Source organism: Aeromonas sp. DNRA1 (assembly GCF_963888745.1).
Taxonomy (GTDB): domain Bacteria; phylum Pseudomonadota; class Gammaproteobacteria; order Enterobacterales; family Aeromonadaceae; genus Aeromonas; species Aeromonas hydrophila.
Genome location: NZ_CAWPKQ010000001.1, coordinates 982,322 through 997,702, shown reverse-complemented (window position 1 = coordinate 997,702; position 15,381 = coordinate 982,322). Strand labels below are relative to the sequence as shown.

The following is a 15,381-nucleotide window of genomic DNA, read 5'->3' as shown; positions in this document are numbered from 1 at the left end:
AAATCCTGTTCATATGGATACCTGTTGGCACGATGTTTGCCAAAACCACCCTGTTGGATCAATTCAACGGCGATTTGTAGCCAAAAAAAGTGGGATCCCGCTCCCGTTTTGCTTAAAGTGATTGTTTCCGATCGACCCGATCGGCATGCCCGCAAGGACGCTCTGCGGACGTAAACAGGCCAGCCCGGCCTGATTCACAGGAATGTTCACCTTCCCGGCGGCCCAGTCTTGTGCAGCACCCTGCTGCGTCCAGCCGCCCCGGTGTTACGTCACTCTCATCGTGCATCGTCTCCATCTGCAGCGAGTGAATCATGAGCGAATCGGTTTTTGAGATCCATGACTGGACCCTGAGCGTCGACGACAACATGCTGTGTCGTCCCGACCGCGAGGTCTACCTCGAGCCCCGGCTAGTCAATCTGTTGCGCTTCCTGGCCAGCAACGCCGGCACGGTATTTGGGCGTGACTGCCTGATCAACGAGGTGTGGGACGGCGCCGAAGTGACCGATCAGGTGGTGACCCAGTCCATCTTCGAGCTGCGCAAGATCCTCAAAGACGGTCGCAACGATGCCGCCGACTACATAGTCACCGTGCCCAAGCGCGGCTACAAGCTGGTGGCGCCGGTGAGGCCGCTGCAAGTGGTGTCGGTGGTGATGGCGCCAGCTGGCAACGAAGTCCAGAGCGATTTGAGCCCGCCGCTGGCAGAGGAGGACGTGGAGGCCGTGGTCACCGCGGCCCCCTTCCCGGCCGGCCCGTTGACCCGGGCCATCTCGAGCCACGCCCAGGATGGCCGCAGCCGCTGGAAGATGATCGGCTTCGATGTTTTCGTCGCGGTGATCCTGGTCTCCATCGTCAGCCTGCTCAGCTATCAGCACGCCAGCCCCCAGGTGCATTCCATGCTGGATCCCGACCTGCTGGTATTTCGCTTTCACTCCGGCATGGATGGCAGCAACGAGAACGTGCGCCTGGCCGACGGCATCACCCGCGCCCTGATGGGGGAGGTGGCCGCCGCCACGCCGCTGCGGGTGCAGTATGGTGCCAACACCCTGATGGGGGGCATCCTGCCCGGCAAGGAGCTGAGCGTGCGGGTCTCCCGCCAGCCGGGGGGCACTTATCTCGATCTGGAGTACCGCAACATCAACACCAACCGGGTGCTGTTCAGCCACCAGTACCAGCTCAGCCGTCACAACGTGCACGGGGTATTGCAGGCGAGCAGTCAGGATCTGCTGCGCGCCCTCGATCAGCCGGACGTGCTGCCCGGCATGGGCTGGCCGACGGATGACGGGGCGCTGATGGCCATGATGGAGGCGCACTACTACATCAACAGCCAGGATCCGGTGGCCCTCAAACGCGGTGTCGAGCTGCTCGACAAGTCGCTGGCCAGTCAACCGGATCAGCCGTTGCTGCTGGCGGAGCGTTATCTGGCCGGGGAGGCACTGGCGACCCTGACGGGGACGCCCCAGAGCGAGCGCCTGCAGGGCATAGGTGCCCATCTGGCCGGCGTGGTACGGGATCAGGCCGCCCTGCCGGCCCGGGTCTGGGAGGCCCTCACCCTGCAGGCGATCCTGAACGGACAGCAGCAGGAGGCTACCCGTCTGCTGGCCGAGGCCGCCAGCCGGGGCCGCTCCGTGCTCTATCACATTCTGCGTGGCAAGCTGGCCGAGCTGGATGGCCGCCCCGAGGCGGCGGGGGATGCCTACAGCCAGGCTTTCCTGATGGAGGCGACCGAGCAGACCTTTCTGCTCTGCCAGCAGCTCGGTTTTTACAGCAACATGGAAACCCTCACCCCGGCCCTGTTCAATGCCCTTGGCCAGAGCAAGGTGAAGCTGTTCTGATTCCCGCCGGGGCCATCCCGGCCCTGTCGTCAAGGCGGCGCTCCCCGCCGGTTGCCTAGGGCCACCGGCGGGTGTGCCGCCTGACATCATCTCTCAGCCGTACCCATCCCCATCCCAGGTTTGCCCCGTGCAGGCATGAGCCATGGTTGCCGCCATCCTTGGCGCCAGCATCGAACTGTCTCTCTGTCTCCTCGCCGAAACTCTGAACCGCCGAACCAGCCGAGCTGGCGCCGGTTTTTACCGTGCTGCAGGCACTCAAGGTGCCCGATCTCAGCCTTGATATTGTCTTGAGTTGTCTTGAGCCAGGAGCGCGGCGCGGTTGTGGTCACCAGCCGGTGCCTGTTGCGGCGGCCGAGCACTGGTATAGCGCTGCGGCCGAAGGAAATAGCGCGCTCACGGTCGACGGGGTGCAAAAACACCCAGCAAAAAGGGTCGTGCAAACCCGTCTGCCGGGCATGGCCGGACTCGGTGGGTCATGAATGACGCTCTTTCTGCCGCGACGCCCCTCAGAAAAATATCAAGGCGTGTCGACTGGCGCTTATCGGCCCCATCAAGGGGGGCGGTGGATATCAAGGTTTTATCAAGGTGCTTGATGGCGCATCAGCCAGCCGATTGTTTTTAAAGTGTTTTTATCGATTTAGGCCACCTGCTCGAAAAAGTTCACTCATGTTTTTATCCCTTAGCTGGTCTTTATGTTTTCCGGGGACGAGGAGCCTAGTCTGTGGCCATTGGTTGGCGGGAGGCTCCGCCAAGCGTGTGTTTGATGCCTTAATATCGACCCGGAGATTTTATGTCCCTAGATACGAGCAAGAAGATCGGCCTTGTCGCCTGTACAGGTGTGGTGGCCGGCAACATGATGGGGAGCGGTATTGCACTGCTGCCCTCGGCCCTGGCCACCATAGGTTCCATCTCTGTGTTCAGCTGGGCCATCTGCCTGGTCGGCGCCATGGGATTGGCCTTCGTGTTTGCCCGCCTTGCCACCAAGAACCCGCAAGAGGGTGGCCCCATCGCCTATGCTGGCGAGATCTCCCCGGTGTTCGGTTTCCAGACCGGTGTGCTTTATTACCACGCCAACTGGATCGGCAACCTGGCCATCGCCATTACCGGCGTCTCCTACCTCTCCGTCTTCTTCCCCATTCTCAACAGCCCGATCCCGGCCGCCGTGGCCACCATCGCCGCCGTCTGGATCTTCACCTTCGTCAACCTGCTTGGCGGCAGTTGGGTGAGCCGGCTCTGTACCCTGGGTCTGGTGCTGATCCTGTTGCCGGTAGTGGGTACCGCCGTGATGGGCTGGGGTCATTTTGATGCCACCGTCTACAGCCAGAACTGGAACACCACCAGCGGCAGCGACCTGCATGCGGTCATCAGCGCCGTGCTGATCTGCCTCTGGTCCTTCGTGGGCGTCGAGTCCGCCGCCGTCTCTTCCGGCATGGTGAAGAATCCGAAGCGCACCGTACCGCTCGCCACCATGCTGGGCACCGGTATCGCGGGTGTTATCTACATCCTCTCCACCCAGGTGATCAGCGGTATGTTCCCGGCCGGTGAAGTGGCTGCCTCCGGCGCCCCGTTTGCCATGGCTTCCTCCGCCATCTTCGGCAGCTGGTCCGCGCCGTTCGTCTCCGCCTTCACCGCCCTGGCCTGCTTCACCTCGCTGGGTTCCTGGATGATGCTGGTGGGCGAGGCGGGCAAGCGTGCCGCCCACGACGGCAACTTCCCGAAAATCTATGGCGAAGTGGACAAGAACGGCGTCGCCAAGAAGGGTCTGATCCTGGGCTCCCTCAAGATGACTGCGCTGATGGTCGGCCTGACCGCCTTCACTTCCCAGTCCGCCCACGCGGCCGATCTCTTCAACGTGCTGACGACCGATGCGGTGCTGCTGACCATGCTGCCCTACTTCTACTCCAGCATTAACCTGATCCGTTTTGAAGGCATGACCTCCCGCAGCATCGGCGCCATGATCTTCTCCGGTGTGGCCTGCGTGTTCTGCCTGGTGGCCCTGATGGGGGCCAAGGGTTCCAACCTCACCGCTACCTTCGTGGTGTCGCTCATCATCTTGATGTTCTACGCCAAGAAACAGGGTCTGCGTCAGCACGACGCCCTGCTCAAAGAGCAGACCAGCCACTAATTCCGTTTTCCTTTTCCGAGCGCTCTTCACTCACCATCCCTGATGGAGAGCGCCCCATCACGTGTGGAGCATTACGATGAACATCATTGCCATCCTCAACCACCTGGGCGTTTTCTTCAAAGAAGAACCCATTCGCCAGCTGCAAGCCTCCCTCGAGCGCAAGGGTTTCGAGGTCGTTTATCCGGTCGATGTGGCCGATCTGCTGAAACTGATTGAGAAGAACCCCCGCGTCTGCGGCGCCATCTTCGACTGGGACAAATACTCCCTGGGCCTGTGCAAGGAGATCCACGATCGCAACGAGAAGCTGCCGATCTTCGCCTTCGCCAACGACCAGTCCACCCTGGACATTCACCTGACCGACCTGCGTCTGAACGTGCACTTCTTCGAGTACCGTCTCGGCATGGCCGACGACATCGCCCTCAAGATGGGTCAGGCCACCCAGGAGTATCAGGACGCCATCCTGCCGCCCTTCACCAAGGCACTGTTCAAGTACGTGGAAGAGGGTAAATACACCTTCTGTACACCGGGTCACATGGGCGGCACCGCTTTCCAGATGAGCCCGGCCGGCAGCATCTTCTATGACTTCTACGGCCCGAACGCCTTCAAGGCCGACGTCTCCATCTCCATGCCGGAGCTGGGCTCCCTGCTGGATCACTCAGGTCCGCACAAGGAAGCCGAAGAGTACATCGCCCGTACCTTCAACGCCGATCGCTCCTACATCGTCACCAACGGCACCTCCACTGCCAACAAGATCGTCGGCATGTACTCGGCGCCGGCCGGCAGCACTGTGCTGGTGGACCGCAACTGCCACAAGTCGCTCACTCACCTGATGATGATGAACGACGTGACCCCGCTCTACTTCCGCCCGACCCGCAATGCCTACGGCATTCTGGGCGGCATCCCGCAGAGCGAATTCAGCCGCGACACCATCGCTGCCAAGGTTGCCGCCACCCCGGGTGCCCAGGCGCCGCGCTACGCCGTGATCACCAACTCCACCTATGACGGCCTGCTCTACAACACCGGCTTCATCAAGGAGGCGCTGGACACCCCTTACATCCACTTCGACAGTGCCTGGGTGCCCTACACCAACTTCAGCCCGATCTACGAAGGCAAGTGCGGCATGAGCGGCGAAGCCATGCCGGGCAAGGTGTTCTACGAAACCCAGTCCACCCACAAGCTGCTGGCGGCCTTCTCCCAGGCCTCGATGATCCACATCAAGGGCGACGTAGAGGAAGAGACCTTCAACGAAGCCTTCATGATGCACACCTCCACCTCGCCGCAGTACGGCATCGTGGCCTCGACCGAGATCTCCGCCGCCATGATGCGGGGCAACACCGGCAAACGGCTGATCAAGGACTCCATCGATCGCGCCATCTCCTTCCGCAAAGAGATCAAGCGTCTGCGCGAGCAGAGTGAAGGCTGGTTCTTCGACGTATGGCAGCCGGACGACATCGACACCGTCGAGTGCTGGAAGCTGGATCCGAAAGATGACTGGCACGGTTTCAAGGACATCGACGACAACCACATGTACCTGGATCCCATCAAGGTCACTCTGCTGACCCCGGGCATGGGCCGCAATGGTCAACTGCTGGACAACGGCATCCCTGCCTCGCTGGTCTCCAAGTTCCTGGACGAGCGCGGCATCGTGGTTGAGAAGACCGGCCCCTACAACCTGCTGTTCCTGTTCTCCATCGGTATCGATCAGTCCAAGGCGATGCAGCTGCTGCGCGCCCTGACCGAGTTCAAGCGCGGTTACGATCTGAACCTGACCATCAAGAGCATCCTGCCGAGCCTCTATCGTGAAGACCCGAGCTTCTACGAAGGGATGCGCATCCAGGAGCTGGCCCAGCGCATTCACGAGCTGACCAGCAAGTACCGTCTGCCGGAGCTGATGTTTAAGGCGTTCGACGTGCTGCCGGAGATGAAGATGACCCCGCACGCCGCCTGGCAGCAAGAGCTGGCCGGCAACGTGGTGGAAGTGCCGCTGCGCGACATGGTTGACCGCATCAGCGCCAACATGATCCTGCCGTACCCGCCGGGAGTACCGCTGGTGCTGCCGGGCGAGATGGTGACCCAGGATTCCCTGCCGGTGCTCGAGTTCCTCGAGATGCTGTGCGAGATCGGGGCGCACTACCCGGGCTTCGAGACCGACATCCACGGCCTCTATCGTCAGGCCGATGGCAGCTACACCGTCAAGGTGCTGCGTTAAGCGAGAGTGACAACAACGGGCCGCAAGGCCCGTTTTTCCCATCTGGGTTCATCCATTTTTTTGCGAGTCAGCATGAAGCGAGTTCTCTCCATCCAGTCCCACGTGGTGTTCGGCTGCGCCGGCAACAGCGCCGCCGTGTTTCCCATGCGCCGCATGGGGCTGGAGGTGTGGCCCGTCAACACGGTGCAATTTTCCAACCATACCCAGTACAGCGCAGGCTGGCAGGGGATGGTGATGCCAAACGGCCATATCCGCCAGCTGATGGCGGGGCTGGCCGACATCGGTGTACTGGGGCAGTGCGATGCGATCCTGAGCGGTTATCTCGGCTCGGCCGAGCAGGGGGAGGAGATCCTGGCGGCGGTGGCTCACCTCAAGGCACTCAATCCGAATGCCCGCTATTTTTGCGACCCCGTGATGGGGCATCCCGACAAGGGGTGCATAGTCGCGCCCGGCGTCGCCGATTTTCTGAAAAACCGGGCGCTGGCCTGCGCCGACCTGCTGGCCCCCAATCTGCTGGAGCTGGAGCAGCTGACCGGCCGCGAGATCTGCAATCTGAGCGAGGCGCTGGCGGCTTGCCAGCAACTGCGTGAGGGGGGAGTGGAGCTGGTGATGGTCAAGCATCTGGGCCGCGCCGGCTTGAGCCTGGATCGGTTCGAGATGCTGCTGGTGTGCGAGGAGGGGGCGTTTCATATCTCGCGCCCCCTCTATGAGTTTCAGCGTCAGCCCATCGGGGTGGGGGATCTGCTGAGCGCCACCATGCTGGCCAACCTGCTGGCGGGCTTTACGCCGGTGGCGGCGTTCGAGCGCACCAATGCCAGCGTGGATGCGGTGCTGGCCCAGACCTGGCTGGCGGGCGCCTACGAGCTGCAGCTGGTGGCCGCCCAGCAGGCGATGGTCGAGCCCGAGATCCGCACCTGTGCCCGCCGGCTGCCGGCCTGATGGCGGCGCTTAACCGGCGCGCCTGGCCAGTTGCACTTGTTGGCGCGCACCAAGCGGCTTGCGACCGGGCCGGCTCAGCGGGGCACAGGCCAGCTTGAGACGGCGCCACTCCCGCCACAGCAACCAGCACAGCGGCAGGGTCAGCAACACCACGGTGGTGGGCTGGGCCAGCAGTACGCCATCCCGGCCCCACCAGAGTGGCAGCATGAAGATCAGCGGCAGCAGCAGCAGGGTCTTGGCGGCCGAGATGAGCAGCGCCTGGCGGGTACGGGCCATGGACTGCAGCAGCACGATGCCGAACATGATGATCCCCTCCAGCGGAATGGCGCCGAGGTTGAGAGTCAGGCTGCTGGTGGCGGCCGCGAGCAGCTCGCCATCTTGATCGCCGGTGTAGAGCATGGCCACCTGGCGCGGCAGCAGCTGGATCAGCAGCCAGACCGCCAGACCATAGACGAGCGTGATCTTGAGCCCCATCTCCATCAGGAACTTGAGGTCACGATGGCGTTTGGCACCGGCCGCCTGACTGACCAGCGGCTGAATGCCGAAGGCCAGCCCCTGCAGGATGACGATGAACACCGCCTCGGTGTAACCGGCCACGGTGAAGCCCGCCAGATCCTTGACCGAACCGTGCACCATCAGCTGGCTGTTGTGCAGCAGCAGCAGCAGGCCGAGGTTGAACTGGGCGATCAGGCTCGGCAGGCCGGTGAACAGCAGGTTCGGCATGGCCGGGAAGTCGGGCACCAGGTGGCGCCACTCTATGCGCAGCTTGGCATGGCGGGTAAAGAAATAACCCAGCCCGAGCAGGCTGACGACCCCTTCCGAGATGAGGGTGGCCTGCGCCGTACCGATCAGACCCAGTCCCAGCCGGCCCACCATGATGTAGTTGAGGATGATGTTGAGGATAGCGCCGCTGCTCACCAGCAGCATGGCGAGACGGGGGCGGCCGTCGTTGCGCAGCAGATAGGGCACCGCCAGGTTGCAGGCCAGCAGCAGGGTACCGCCGCCAATCCAGTAGAGGTAGTCGCTGGCCTGTTGCCAGGTGTCGGTACCCTGTTCAATGCCCAGTGCCAGCAGGATGTCGACGTGCCAGTAGTGCAGCAGCAGCGGCGCCACGGCGCCCAGCAGCCCCAGCAGCCAGAGCGCATTGACCAGCGCCTGGCGGGCCAGGCCGAAATTTCTGGCGCCCTGCTGGAAGGAGATGGCGGTGGCCGCCCCCATACTGATCATGGCGGCGAGACCGATCAGTACCATGATGACCGGGTAGACCAGGTTGATGCCGGCGAGGCCGGCGGCCCCCACGTAGTGACCGACAAAGATGCCATCGACCAGGTAGTAGGCGCCGGATACCAGCATGGCCATGATGGAGGGGAGGGCATAGCCCCAGAAACGGCGGGTCATCGCCCGCTGGCGCAGAGTGAAGTAGGCAGACATATCTGTTCTCTTGGGGAGTTCGATTATCGAGCAGATAGTCTAGATTAATATTTTTTTATAGATAATCCGGTTTCTACTTGATGAATTGATGAGCCATATTCATCAATCAGCGTGGCTGGTAGTGTCCCTTGAGCATGTCGATAAGGGCGCGCAGCCCGTTGCCCAGCTGATGGCGACTGGGATAGAAGAGCGAGAAACCGACGAAGGTGGGGCACCAGGGCTCCAGCACGCTTACCAGGGTGCCCTCGGCAAGCTGCCTGCTCACCTCCTCTTCCAGACAGTAGGCCAGTCCCAGTCCCGCCTCGGCCGCTCCCAGATAGAGGGCTGGCGTGCTGGTGGTGAGCGGCCCGGTCACTTCGATCTCCAGCATGGCGCCCTCCTCGCCGGCAAAGGCCCAGCGATAGTGATGGGAGGGGGTTAGCCGATAGCCGATGCAGGCGTGCCGGGTCAATTCGCGCGGGTGCTGCGGGGTGCCGTGCTCGGCCAGATAGGCGGGGGCGGCCACCACCAGATAGCGCTGGGGCGGGCCGAGCGGGACCCCGATCATCTCCTTGGGCAGCAGATCCCCATAGAAGAGGGCGGCGTCATAACCATCTTCGATGAGGCGCGGCATCAACTCCTGCTCCACCACCTCCACCTGCATGCGCGGGTAACGCACCATGTAATCGATCAGCACCGGGGCCAGCAACTCATCGATGGCACCGCGCGGTGCGCTGATCTTCAGCCTTCCTACCGGTTCGTCGCTGTGACGGGCCAGCTCACCCAGTGCGCTCTCCAGATGGCTCAAAGTTGGCAGCAACTGGGTCAGCAGGCGCTGACCCGCATCTGTGGGGACCACGGCGCGGGTACTGCGATTGAGCAGCCGTACCCCCAAACGGGTCTCCAGCCCTTTCAGGCTGTGGCTCAGGGCGGAGGCAGACACGCCGAGTTCGAGGGCGGCCTTGCTGAAACTCTGGTGGCGGGCGACGGCGGCAAACACCGCCAGTTCGGCGAGATCGGTACGGGTGATGGCCATATTAATTCAGCGAAAAAATGTTGAGCAACAGGGTACGTCAGCGGACGGCGAGGCACAACCTGAGCAATAAATAGTCGAATGTAAGCAATTTGTTGTACCTACAAGGATATAGATACGGGTGAAACTACCTCTGTTTGTTAACGGCTGTTCACAAAATTGGGCTCGTAACGTGATCTATGACGCCAGAAAGGCGATTCCAGTCAAACTTTGGTTGATTAATTCAAAAAAACACTGTGATCGCTAAGGGGATTTAATTAGAGTCAGCGCATCGGAACAAAAGCGTGTTAGCGAGTTGTAAAGTCTGACGCGTTTGTGGCCCTCGGGCCTATGACCCGCCGGCTTGTTTGTTGCAATTTGGTTGTTACATGGAGTGATGACCAGCTTGCCGAGCTGGCGGGATGAGAATAACAGGGATGGACTGCAGGAGTTCCAGGGAGATGGGACAGGGCATTGCGCCCGGTTGACTAGAACTTTTCTATTTTCCTTGATGACAGGAACACCCCTATGTCTGACATGAACATTGCAGTAGAAGGCCGCTTAGCCAGTAATGCGTCTTCCCGTGGCATCAACAAGGCCGATGTGGTCTGGATGCTGGGTCTGTACGGTACCGCCATCGGTGCCGGTGTACTCTTCCTGCCGATCAACGCCGGTGTAGGTGGTCTGTGGCCGCTGGTCGCCATGCTGATCCTGGCCCTGCCGCTGACTTTCTTCGCACACCGTGGCCTGGCCCGCTTCGTGCTGTCCGGTTCTACCCGTGATGGCGACATCACCGAGGTAGTGGAAGAGCATTTCGGCAAGACCGCAGGCAAGTTCATCACCCTGCTCTACTTCTTTGCCATCTACCCGATCGTACTGATGTACTCGGTAGCCATCACCAACACCGTCGAGAGCCTGATTGTTCACCAGCTGGGCATGACTGCACCTCCCCGTGCCATCCTGTCACTGGCGCTGATCCTGGGTCTGATGGCGGTTGTTCGTCTGGGCGGCCAGGTTATCGTCAAAGCGATGAGCGTGCTGGTATTCCCGTTCGTGATCACCCTGATGGGTCTGGCGTTCTACCTGATCCCGCACTGGAACGGTGCCATCATCACCGAAGCGCCGGCCCTGTCCGACGCCTTCAACGGTGACTTCATCAAGACCCTGTGGCTGGCTATCCCGGTCATGGTGTTCTCCTTCAACCACTCCCCGATCATCTCCTCCTTCGCGGTGGACAACAAAGGTCGTTACGGTGAAGGTGCCGAGAAGAAGTGCAGCAACATCCTGCTGGGCGCCCACGTCATGATGGTGATGACCGTTATGTTCTTCGTATTCAGCTGCGTACTGAGCCTCTCCCCGGCTGACCTGGCTGCTGCCAAGGAACAGAACATCTCCATCCTGTCCTACCTGGCCAACCACTTCGACAACCCGGTTATCGCCACCGTGGCTCCGCTGATCGCCATGGTCGCCATCAGCAAGTCCTTCCTGGGTCACTACCTGGGTGCACAAGAGGGCATGAACGGTCTGATGGCCAAGGCGCTGCGTGAGAAAGGCAAGAACGTTGACGTCAAGCAGCTGAACAAAGTGACCGCAGTGTTCATGATCCTGACCACCTGGGCCATCGCCACCATCAACCCGAGCATCCTCGGCATGATTGAAGACCTGGGCGGCCCCATCATCGCGATGCTGTTGTTCCTGATGCCGATGTACGCCATCACCAAGGTGCCGGCCATGCGCAAATACGCTGGCAACATCAGCAACGCGTTCGTGACCATCATCGGCCTGATCGCCATGTCCGGTATCATCTACAAGCTGATTGCCTGATAACACGGGTTACCCGGTTGAATGAAGAAGCCGCCTCGCAAGAGGCGGCTTTTTTTATGGCCGCTGTCCATGGATACGGCCTTGCATAAAACCGGGCATATTCTTGCCATCGTGCTTAACAAAGGGGCGGGGCAGGCCTAACATGGCGGGATGTTTTTCTAGTCGGGACAAAAGGATATGTCTGGGTTGAAAAAGGATCTCGGGCTCTGGCAGGGAATGGGGCTGCTCGCCACCTCGCTGCTGGGCACCGGGATCTTCGTGGTGCCGGCGACTGCCGCCTCGCTGGCGGGCGGGGCCTCGCTGTGGGCCTGGTTGCTGTTGATTGCGCTGGTGCTGCCCATCGCCTTTACCTTTGCGCGCCTCGGCCGCCGTTATCCCCACGCCGGCGGCGCGCCGCACCTGATTGGCCTTGCCTTTGGCAACGGCGCCGAGCGCTTCTCCGCCTTCCTGTTTTTGGCAGTGTTGCCGGTGGGCTTGCCCGCCGCCTTGATGATCGCCGCCGGCTTCTGGCACGCCCTGTTCGATCTGGGGGAGTGGACCCTGTGGGGCATCCAGCTGCTCACCCTGCTCGGGGTATTTTTGCTGGGGCTGCGCGGTGCGCGCTCCTCCGGCAACCTGCAACTGTTGATAGCTCTGGCCATTCTGGGGCTCACCCTGCTTATCTGGTTCAAGGGGGATATCAGCTGGCGCGACGCCGCCCGGCCGCTGCCGACGACGGACGAGTGGCCTGCCATGGCCACCGCGCTGGCGGTGATGTTCTGGTGTTTCGTCGGGCTCGAGGCCTTCGCCCACATGGGGGAGGAGTTCAAGCGACCGGAGCGGGATTACCCTATCGCCCTGCTTGGCGGCGTGCTGCTGGCGGGGCTCATCTACTGGGTGCACTCGCTGGTGGTGCTCAAATACGGGCTCTACGGCGATGAGGCGACCAACGCCACCGCCATTCCGGCCCTGCTCTCGCTGCTGTTCGGCCCCACCGCCAAGTGGCTGGTGGCGGTGCTCGGCTACTTCTCCTGCTTTGCCAGCATCAACATCTACCTGCAGGGGTTTGCCCGGCTGATCTGGAGCATGGCGCGCGAAGGCAAGCTGCCGGTCTCGCTGGCCCGCCTCACCGCCCGCGGCGCGCCGCTGCGGGCCTTGAGTCTGGTGCTCGCCATCTGTCTGGTCTGCATCACCCTGATCATCTGGCTGCGACTGCCGCTCGATGAGCTGATCCGCTATGCCAACGGCAACTTCGTGCTGGTCTACCTGCTCTGCATGGCGGCGGGCTGGCGTCTGCTCGGCGGGGTGGGCAAGGGGCTGGCGGGGGTGAGCGTGCTGCTCTGCGCCCTGGTGCTGGTGGCGCTCGCCTCCCAGGTGCTCTATGCCGTCGTGCTCAGTCTGGGGTATGGCTGCTTCTCCCTGTGGCGGCGCAGACGCCGCCGCTCGGTATCCGATGAACGTGTCTGCGCCATCAAGTAACCCGAAAAAAGCCCCGCAGTGCGGGGCTTTTTGTTGCAGGTCACAGGTTGGCGGGCAGGTCGCTGCGCAAGATGGCGTAGTGGCGCAGGGAGATAAAACCATCTCCCTTGCGTTCACACTCCCGCGCGGTGCCTTCGTAGTGAAAGCCCGCCCGCTCCAGTAGGCGGGCGGAGGGGAGATTGGGCTCCTCCACCACTGCCAGCAGCCGGTGCAGGTCGGTAGTGTGGTAAGTGAGCGGCAGCCACAGTTGCAGCGCCGCGCTCATCACCCCCTTGCCCCAATGCTCGGGATAGAGCCAGTAGCCCAGCTCGGCGTGCCGGTGAGTCGGGTCGGCATCGTTGTAACCGATGGCGCCGAGCGGTTCGCCCGTGTGCCGGTCACGAATGAGGTGCCAGGCGCCGCGGCCGGTACGGGTCAGCTCGGCATACCAGGCCATCTGGGCCTGGCACGCTGTCAGGCTGTCGTAGCTGACGCCGTAGTAGGCGACGACCCGCGGATCGGACAGGCCGCGGTAGATGTGGGGCAGATCGGCGTCGCTCACCGGATCCAGCCTGATGTGGGGTTGTTGCGTTGATGTCATGATGGCTCCTTGCGGCCAACCGGAGTTGGCCGCGAGTGTTGGGTCAAACAGGGATGGCTGGCAAAGCCGGTTGATGGCTCTGCTCATGATCCGACCAGCCCGAGCTGGTCGGTGAGCCTGGCCAGCTCGTCACGCCACTGCTGCTGCAGGCGCGGGGTCTGGTGCCTGGGCTTGCGGGCCAGATCGGCGGCGAGCAGGGCATCGAGTTCATACCAGCGTGCCAGCAGCGCCTCTTCGTGATCCGCCGGGCCGGCTGAGGCCTGCCCCATGGCGGCGGGGGCGGCCAGGCTTGCCTTGTCTGCTGCCGGCGAGGGCGCATCGCCGAGCAGCTCGGCATAGGCCCGCTCGGCACTGTGAGCCTCCTGGATGCGACCGTCCCTGATCAGCCAGAAGCGGTTGCAGCTGCGCTCGATCAGCTCCCGATCGTGGGAGACAAGCAGCACGCCGCCCGGGAAGGCGGCAATCGCCTCGGCCAGCTCCTCCTTGCCCGCCAGATCCAGGTGGTTGGTGGGTTCGTCGAGCCAGAGCATGTGGTGGCTGCCGAGCGACAGGGCGAGAAACAGCAGCCGTGCCCGCTCGCCCCCGCTCAAGGTACGTACCTGCTGGCCGTGACGGGCATAGGGGAAGCCCGCCCGGATCAGCGCCTGACGCCGCGTCGTCTCCGGCAGAGGAGCCAGCGGGTAGAGGGCATCGCTCAGGGTGGCGTCGTCAGCCAGCTGCTGCAGGGACTGATCGTAATAGGCGATGCTGGCGCCGGGGTGGCAGTACCAGCCCGCCTGCGGGCTCTGCGCGGCCAGTTCGCGCCAGCACTGGCGCAGCAGGGAGGACTTGCCGGTGCCGTTGGCTCCGAGCAGCGCGACCTTGTCTCCTGCCCGCAGCCAGAGCCCTTCGGCGCGCAGCAGCGGCGGCAATGCTGGCGCTGGCGATACGTCGAGTGCCTCCAGTCGCAGCAGCGTGTCGGCAGGCAAGCTCACTCCGCGCAGCTCGAGCCGCCAGGGGGCCAGCGCTGCCACTTGGCTCTGCTCCTCCTGCAGGCGGGCGATGCGCTTCTCCATGGATTTGGCCTGACGCACCAGCTTCTCGTTGTCATGCTCTCGCCCCCAGATGGCGAGGCGTTTGCTGCTGGCGCTCAGGCGGTCGATCTCTTTTTGCTCGTCAGCCCGGCGCAGGCGGGCCTGCTCATCCTCGGCGGCCAGCGCCGCTCGCGCCTGGCTGCAGGGCAGGGCGAAGCGGTGCAGCTCGCCATCGCGCAGGATCAGGGTCTGCTCGGTGACCCGGTCCAGCAGACGGCCATCGTGGGAGACCAGCACGAAGGCGCCGCGCCAGCCCAGCAGAAACTGCTCGAGCCAGAGCAGGGCGGGTAAGTCCAGGTGGTTGCTGGGCTCATCGAGCAGCAGCAGGTTGGGTTGGCGCAGAAGGGCACGGCCTATCTGCAGCCGGCTGTGCTGGCCGCCGCTCAGTGTACTGACCGGCAGCGCGGCCTGGGCCTCCAGTTGCAGCTCGGCCAGCAGCTTGTCCACCTGCCATTCGGCGCTCGGATCGTTGCCCAGCACGTCAAACAGCACGGCGCGGGTGCTGAGGGTAGAGAGCCCGGCGGGTAGTTGCTGGGCCACGAACTCGCAGCGGCAGGCTGCGGCCTGCACGACACGGCCAGCTTGAGGCATGCGCTCGCCCGCCAGCAGCGCCAGCAATGTGCTCTTGCCGCAACCGTTGGCGCCAATCAGGCCGAGCCTGTCACCTGCGCGTATGCCGAGTTCGAGGTGGTCAAATAACGGAAGGTGCCCCGCACTCATCTGCAGGGAATGGGTACTCATCAGGGTTGTCATGCTCTTGCTCTCTTAAATCGCGGGATCGGAGATCCCTGTCATCAGGAGCGCTGGCGACAACGGCAGAGTCGAGAAAGGTCTCGGTATGGAAGGGAGTCGGCTTTGCTCGAACCCGCTATCGCAGCGCGATGGTATGCAGGCAAGAGCACGCGAATGTGCCGAACAG

Annotated in this window: 10 protein-coding genes; 6 read left to right on the top strand and 4 right to left on the bottom strand. The window is 62.7% G+C overall.

Going from position 1 to position 15,381, the window contains the following annotated elements:
- The first annotated feature begins 311 nt into the window (after positions 1-311).
- From cadC to pdxY, 4 genes are all read left to right on the top strand, one after another.
- Positions 312-1,832 carry a lysine decarboxylation/transport transcriptional activator CadC gene (gene cadC / locus AACQ43_RS04480; protein ID WP_168966172.1) on the top strand — a complete coding sequence of 507 codons (1,521 nt, stop codon included), beginning with the start codon at positions 312-314 and terminating at the stop codon, positions 1,830-1,832.
- Between the two features lie 790 nt (positions 1,833-2,622).
- On the top strand, positions 2,623-3,957 hold the full coding sequence (cadB, locus tag AACQ43_RS04475; protein ID WP_076361117.1) for a cadaverine/lysine antiporter: 1,335 nt from the start codon (positions 2,623-2,625) through the stop codon (positions 3,955-3,957).
- A 76-nt stretch (positions 3,958-4,033) separates the two neighbouring features.
- Positions 4,034-6,166 carry a lysine decarboxylase CadA gene (locus tag AACQ43_RS04470; RefSeq protein ID WP_076361118.1) on the top strand — a complete coding sequence of 711 codons (2,133 nt, stop codon included), beginning with the start codon at positions 4,034-4,036 and terminating at the stop codon, positions 6,164-6,166.
- Positions 6,167-6,238: 72 nt separating this feature from the next.
- Positions 6,239-7,105, top strand: a complete 867-nt coding sequence (gene pdxY / locus AACQ43_RS04465; RefSeq protein ID WP_024946037.1) for a pyridoxal kinase PdxY — start codon at positions 6,239-6,241, stop codon at positions 7,103-7,105.
- Between the two features lie 9 nt (positions 7,106-7,114).
- On the opposite strand, the gene AACQ43_RS04460 is transcribed toward pdxY, so the two are convergent.
- Together AACQ43_RS04460 and AACQ43_RS04455 are read right to left on the bottom strand one after the other, a co-directional pair.
- Positions 7,115-8,536 carry an MATE family efflux transporter gene (locus AACQ43_RS04460; RefSeq protein ID WP_076361120.1) on the bottom strand — a complete coding sequence of 474 codons (1,422 nt, stop codon included), beginning with the start codon at positions 8,534-8,536 and terminating at the stop codon, positions 7,115-7,117.
- A gap of 106 nt (positions 8,537-8,642) precedes the next feature.
- A complete protein-coding gene (locus AACQ43_RS04455) occupies positions 8,643-9,551 on the bottom strand; it encodes a LysR substrate-binding domain-containing protein (protein ID WP_029303708.1) in 909 nt (302 codons plus the stop codon).
- Positions 9,552-10,055: 504 nt separating this feature from the next.
- Between AACQ43_RS04455 and AACQ43_RS04450 the strand changes: the two genes are divergently transcribed.
- Positions 10,056-11,351 carry an HAAAP family serine/threonine permease gene (locus AACQ43_RS04450; protein WP_168966170.1) on the top strand — a complete coding sequence of 432 codons (1,296 nt, stop codon included), beginning with the start codon at positions 10,056-10,058 and terminating at the stop codon, positions 11,349-11,351.
- A gap of 177 nt (positions 11,352-11,528) precedes the next feature.
- Positions 11,529-12,809 carry an L-methionine/branched-chain amino acid transporter gene (gene yjeH / locus AACQ43_RS04445; protein ID WP_168966168.1) on the top strand — a complete coding sequence of 427 codons (1,281 nt, stop codon included), beginning with the start codon at positions 11,529-11,531 and terminating at the stop codon, positions 12,807-12,809.
- Between the two features lie 40 nt (positions 12,810-12,849).
- Here yjeH and AACQ43_RS04440 read toward each other — a convergent pair whose 3' ends face one another.
- Positions 12,850-13,389, bottom strand: a complete 540-nt coding sequence (locus AACQ43_RS04440) for a GNAT family N-acetyltransferase (protein ID WP_168966166.1) — start codon at positions 13,387-13,389, stop codon at positions 12,850-12,852.
- An 83-nt stretch (positions 13,390-13,472) separates the two neighbouring features.
- Complete coding sequence (locus AACQ43_RS04435; protein ID WP_168966164.1) at positions 13,473-15,215, bottom strand: ABC-F family ATP-binding cassette domain-containing protein; 1,743 nt, start codon at positions 15,213-15,215, stop codon at positions 13,473-13,475.
- Positions 15,216-15,381: the final 166 nt, after the last annotated feature.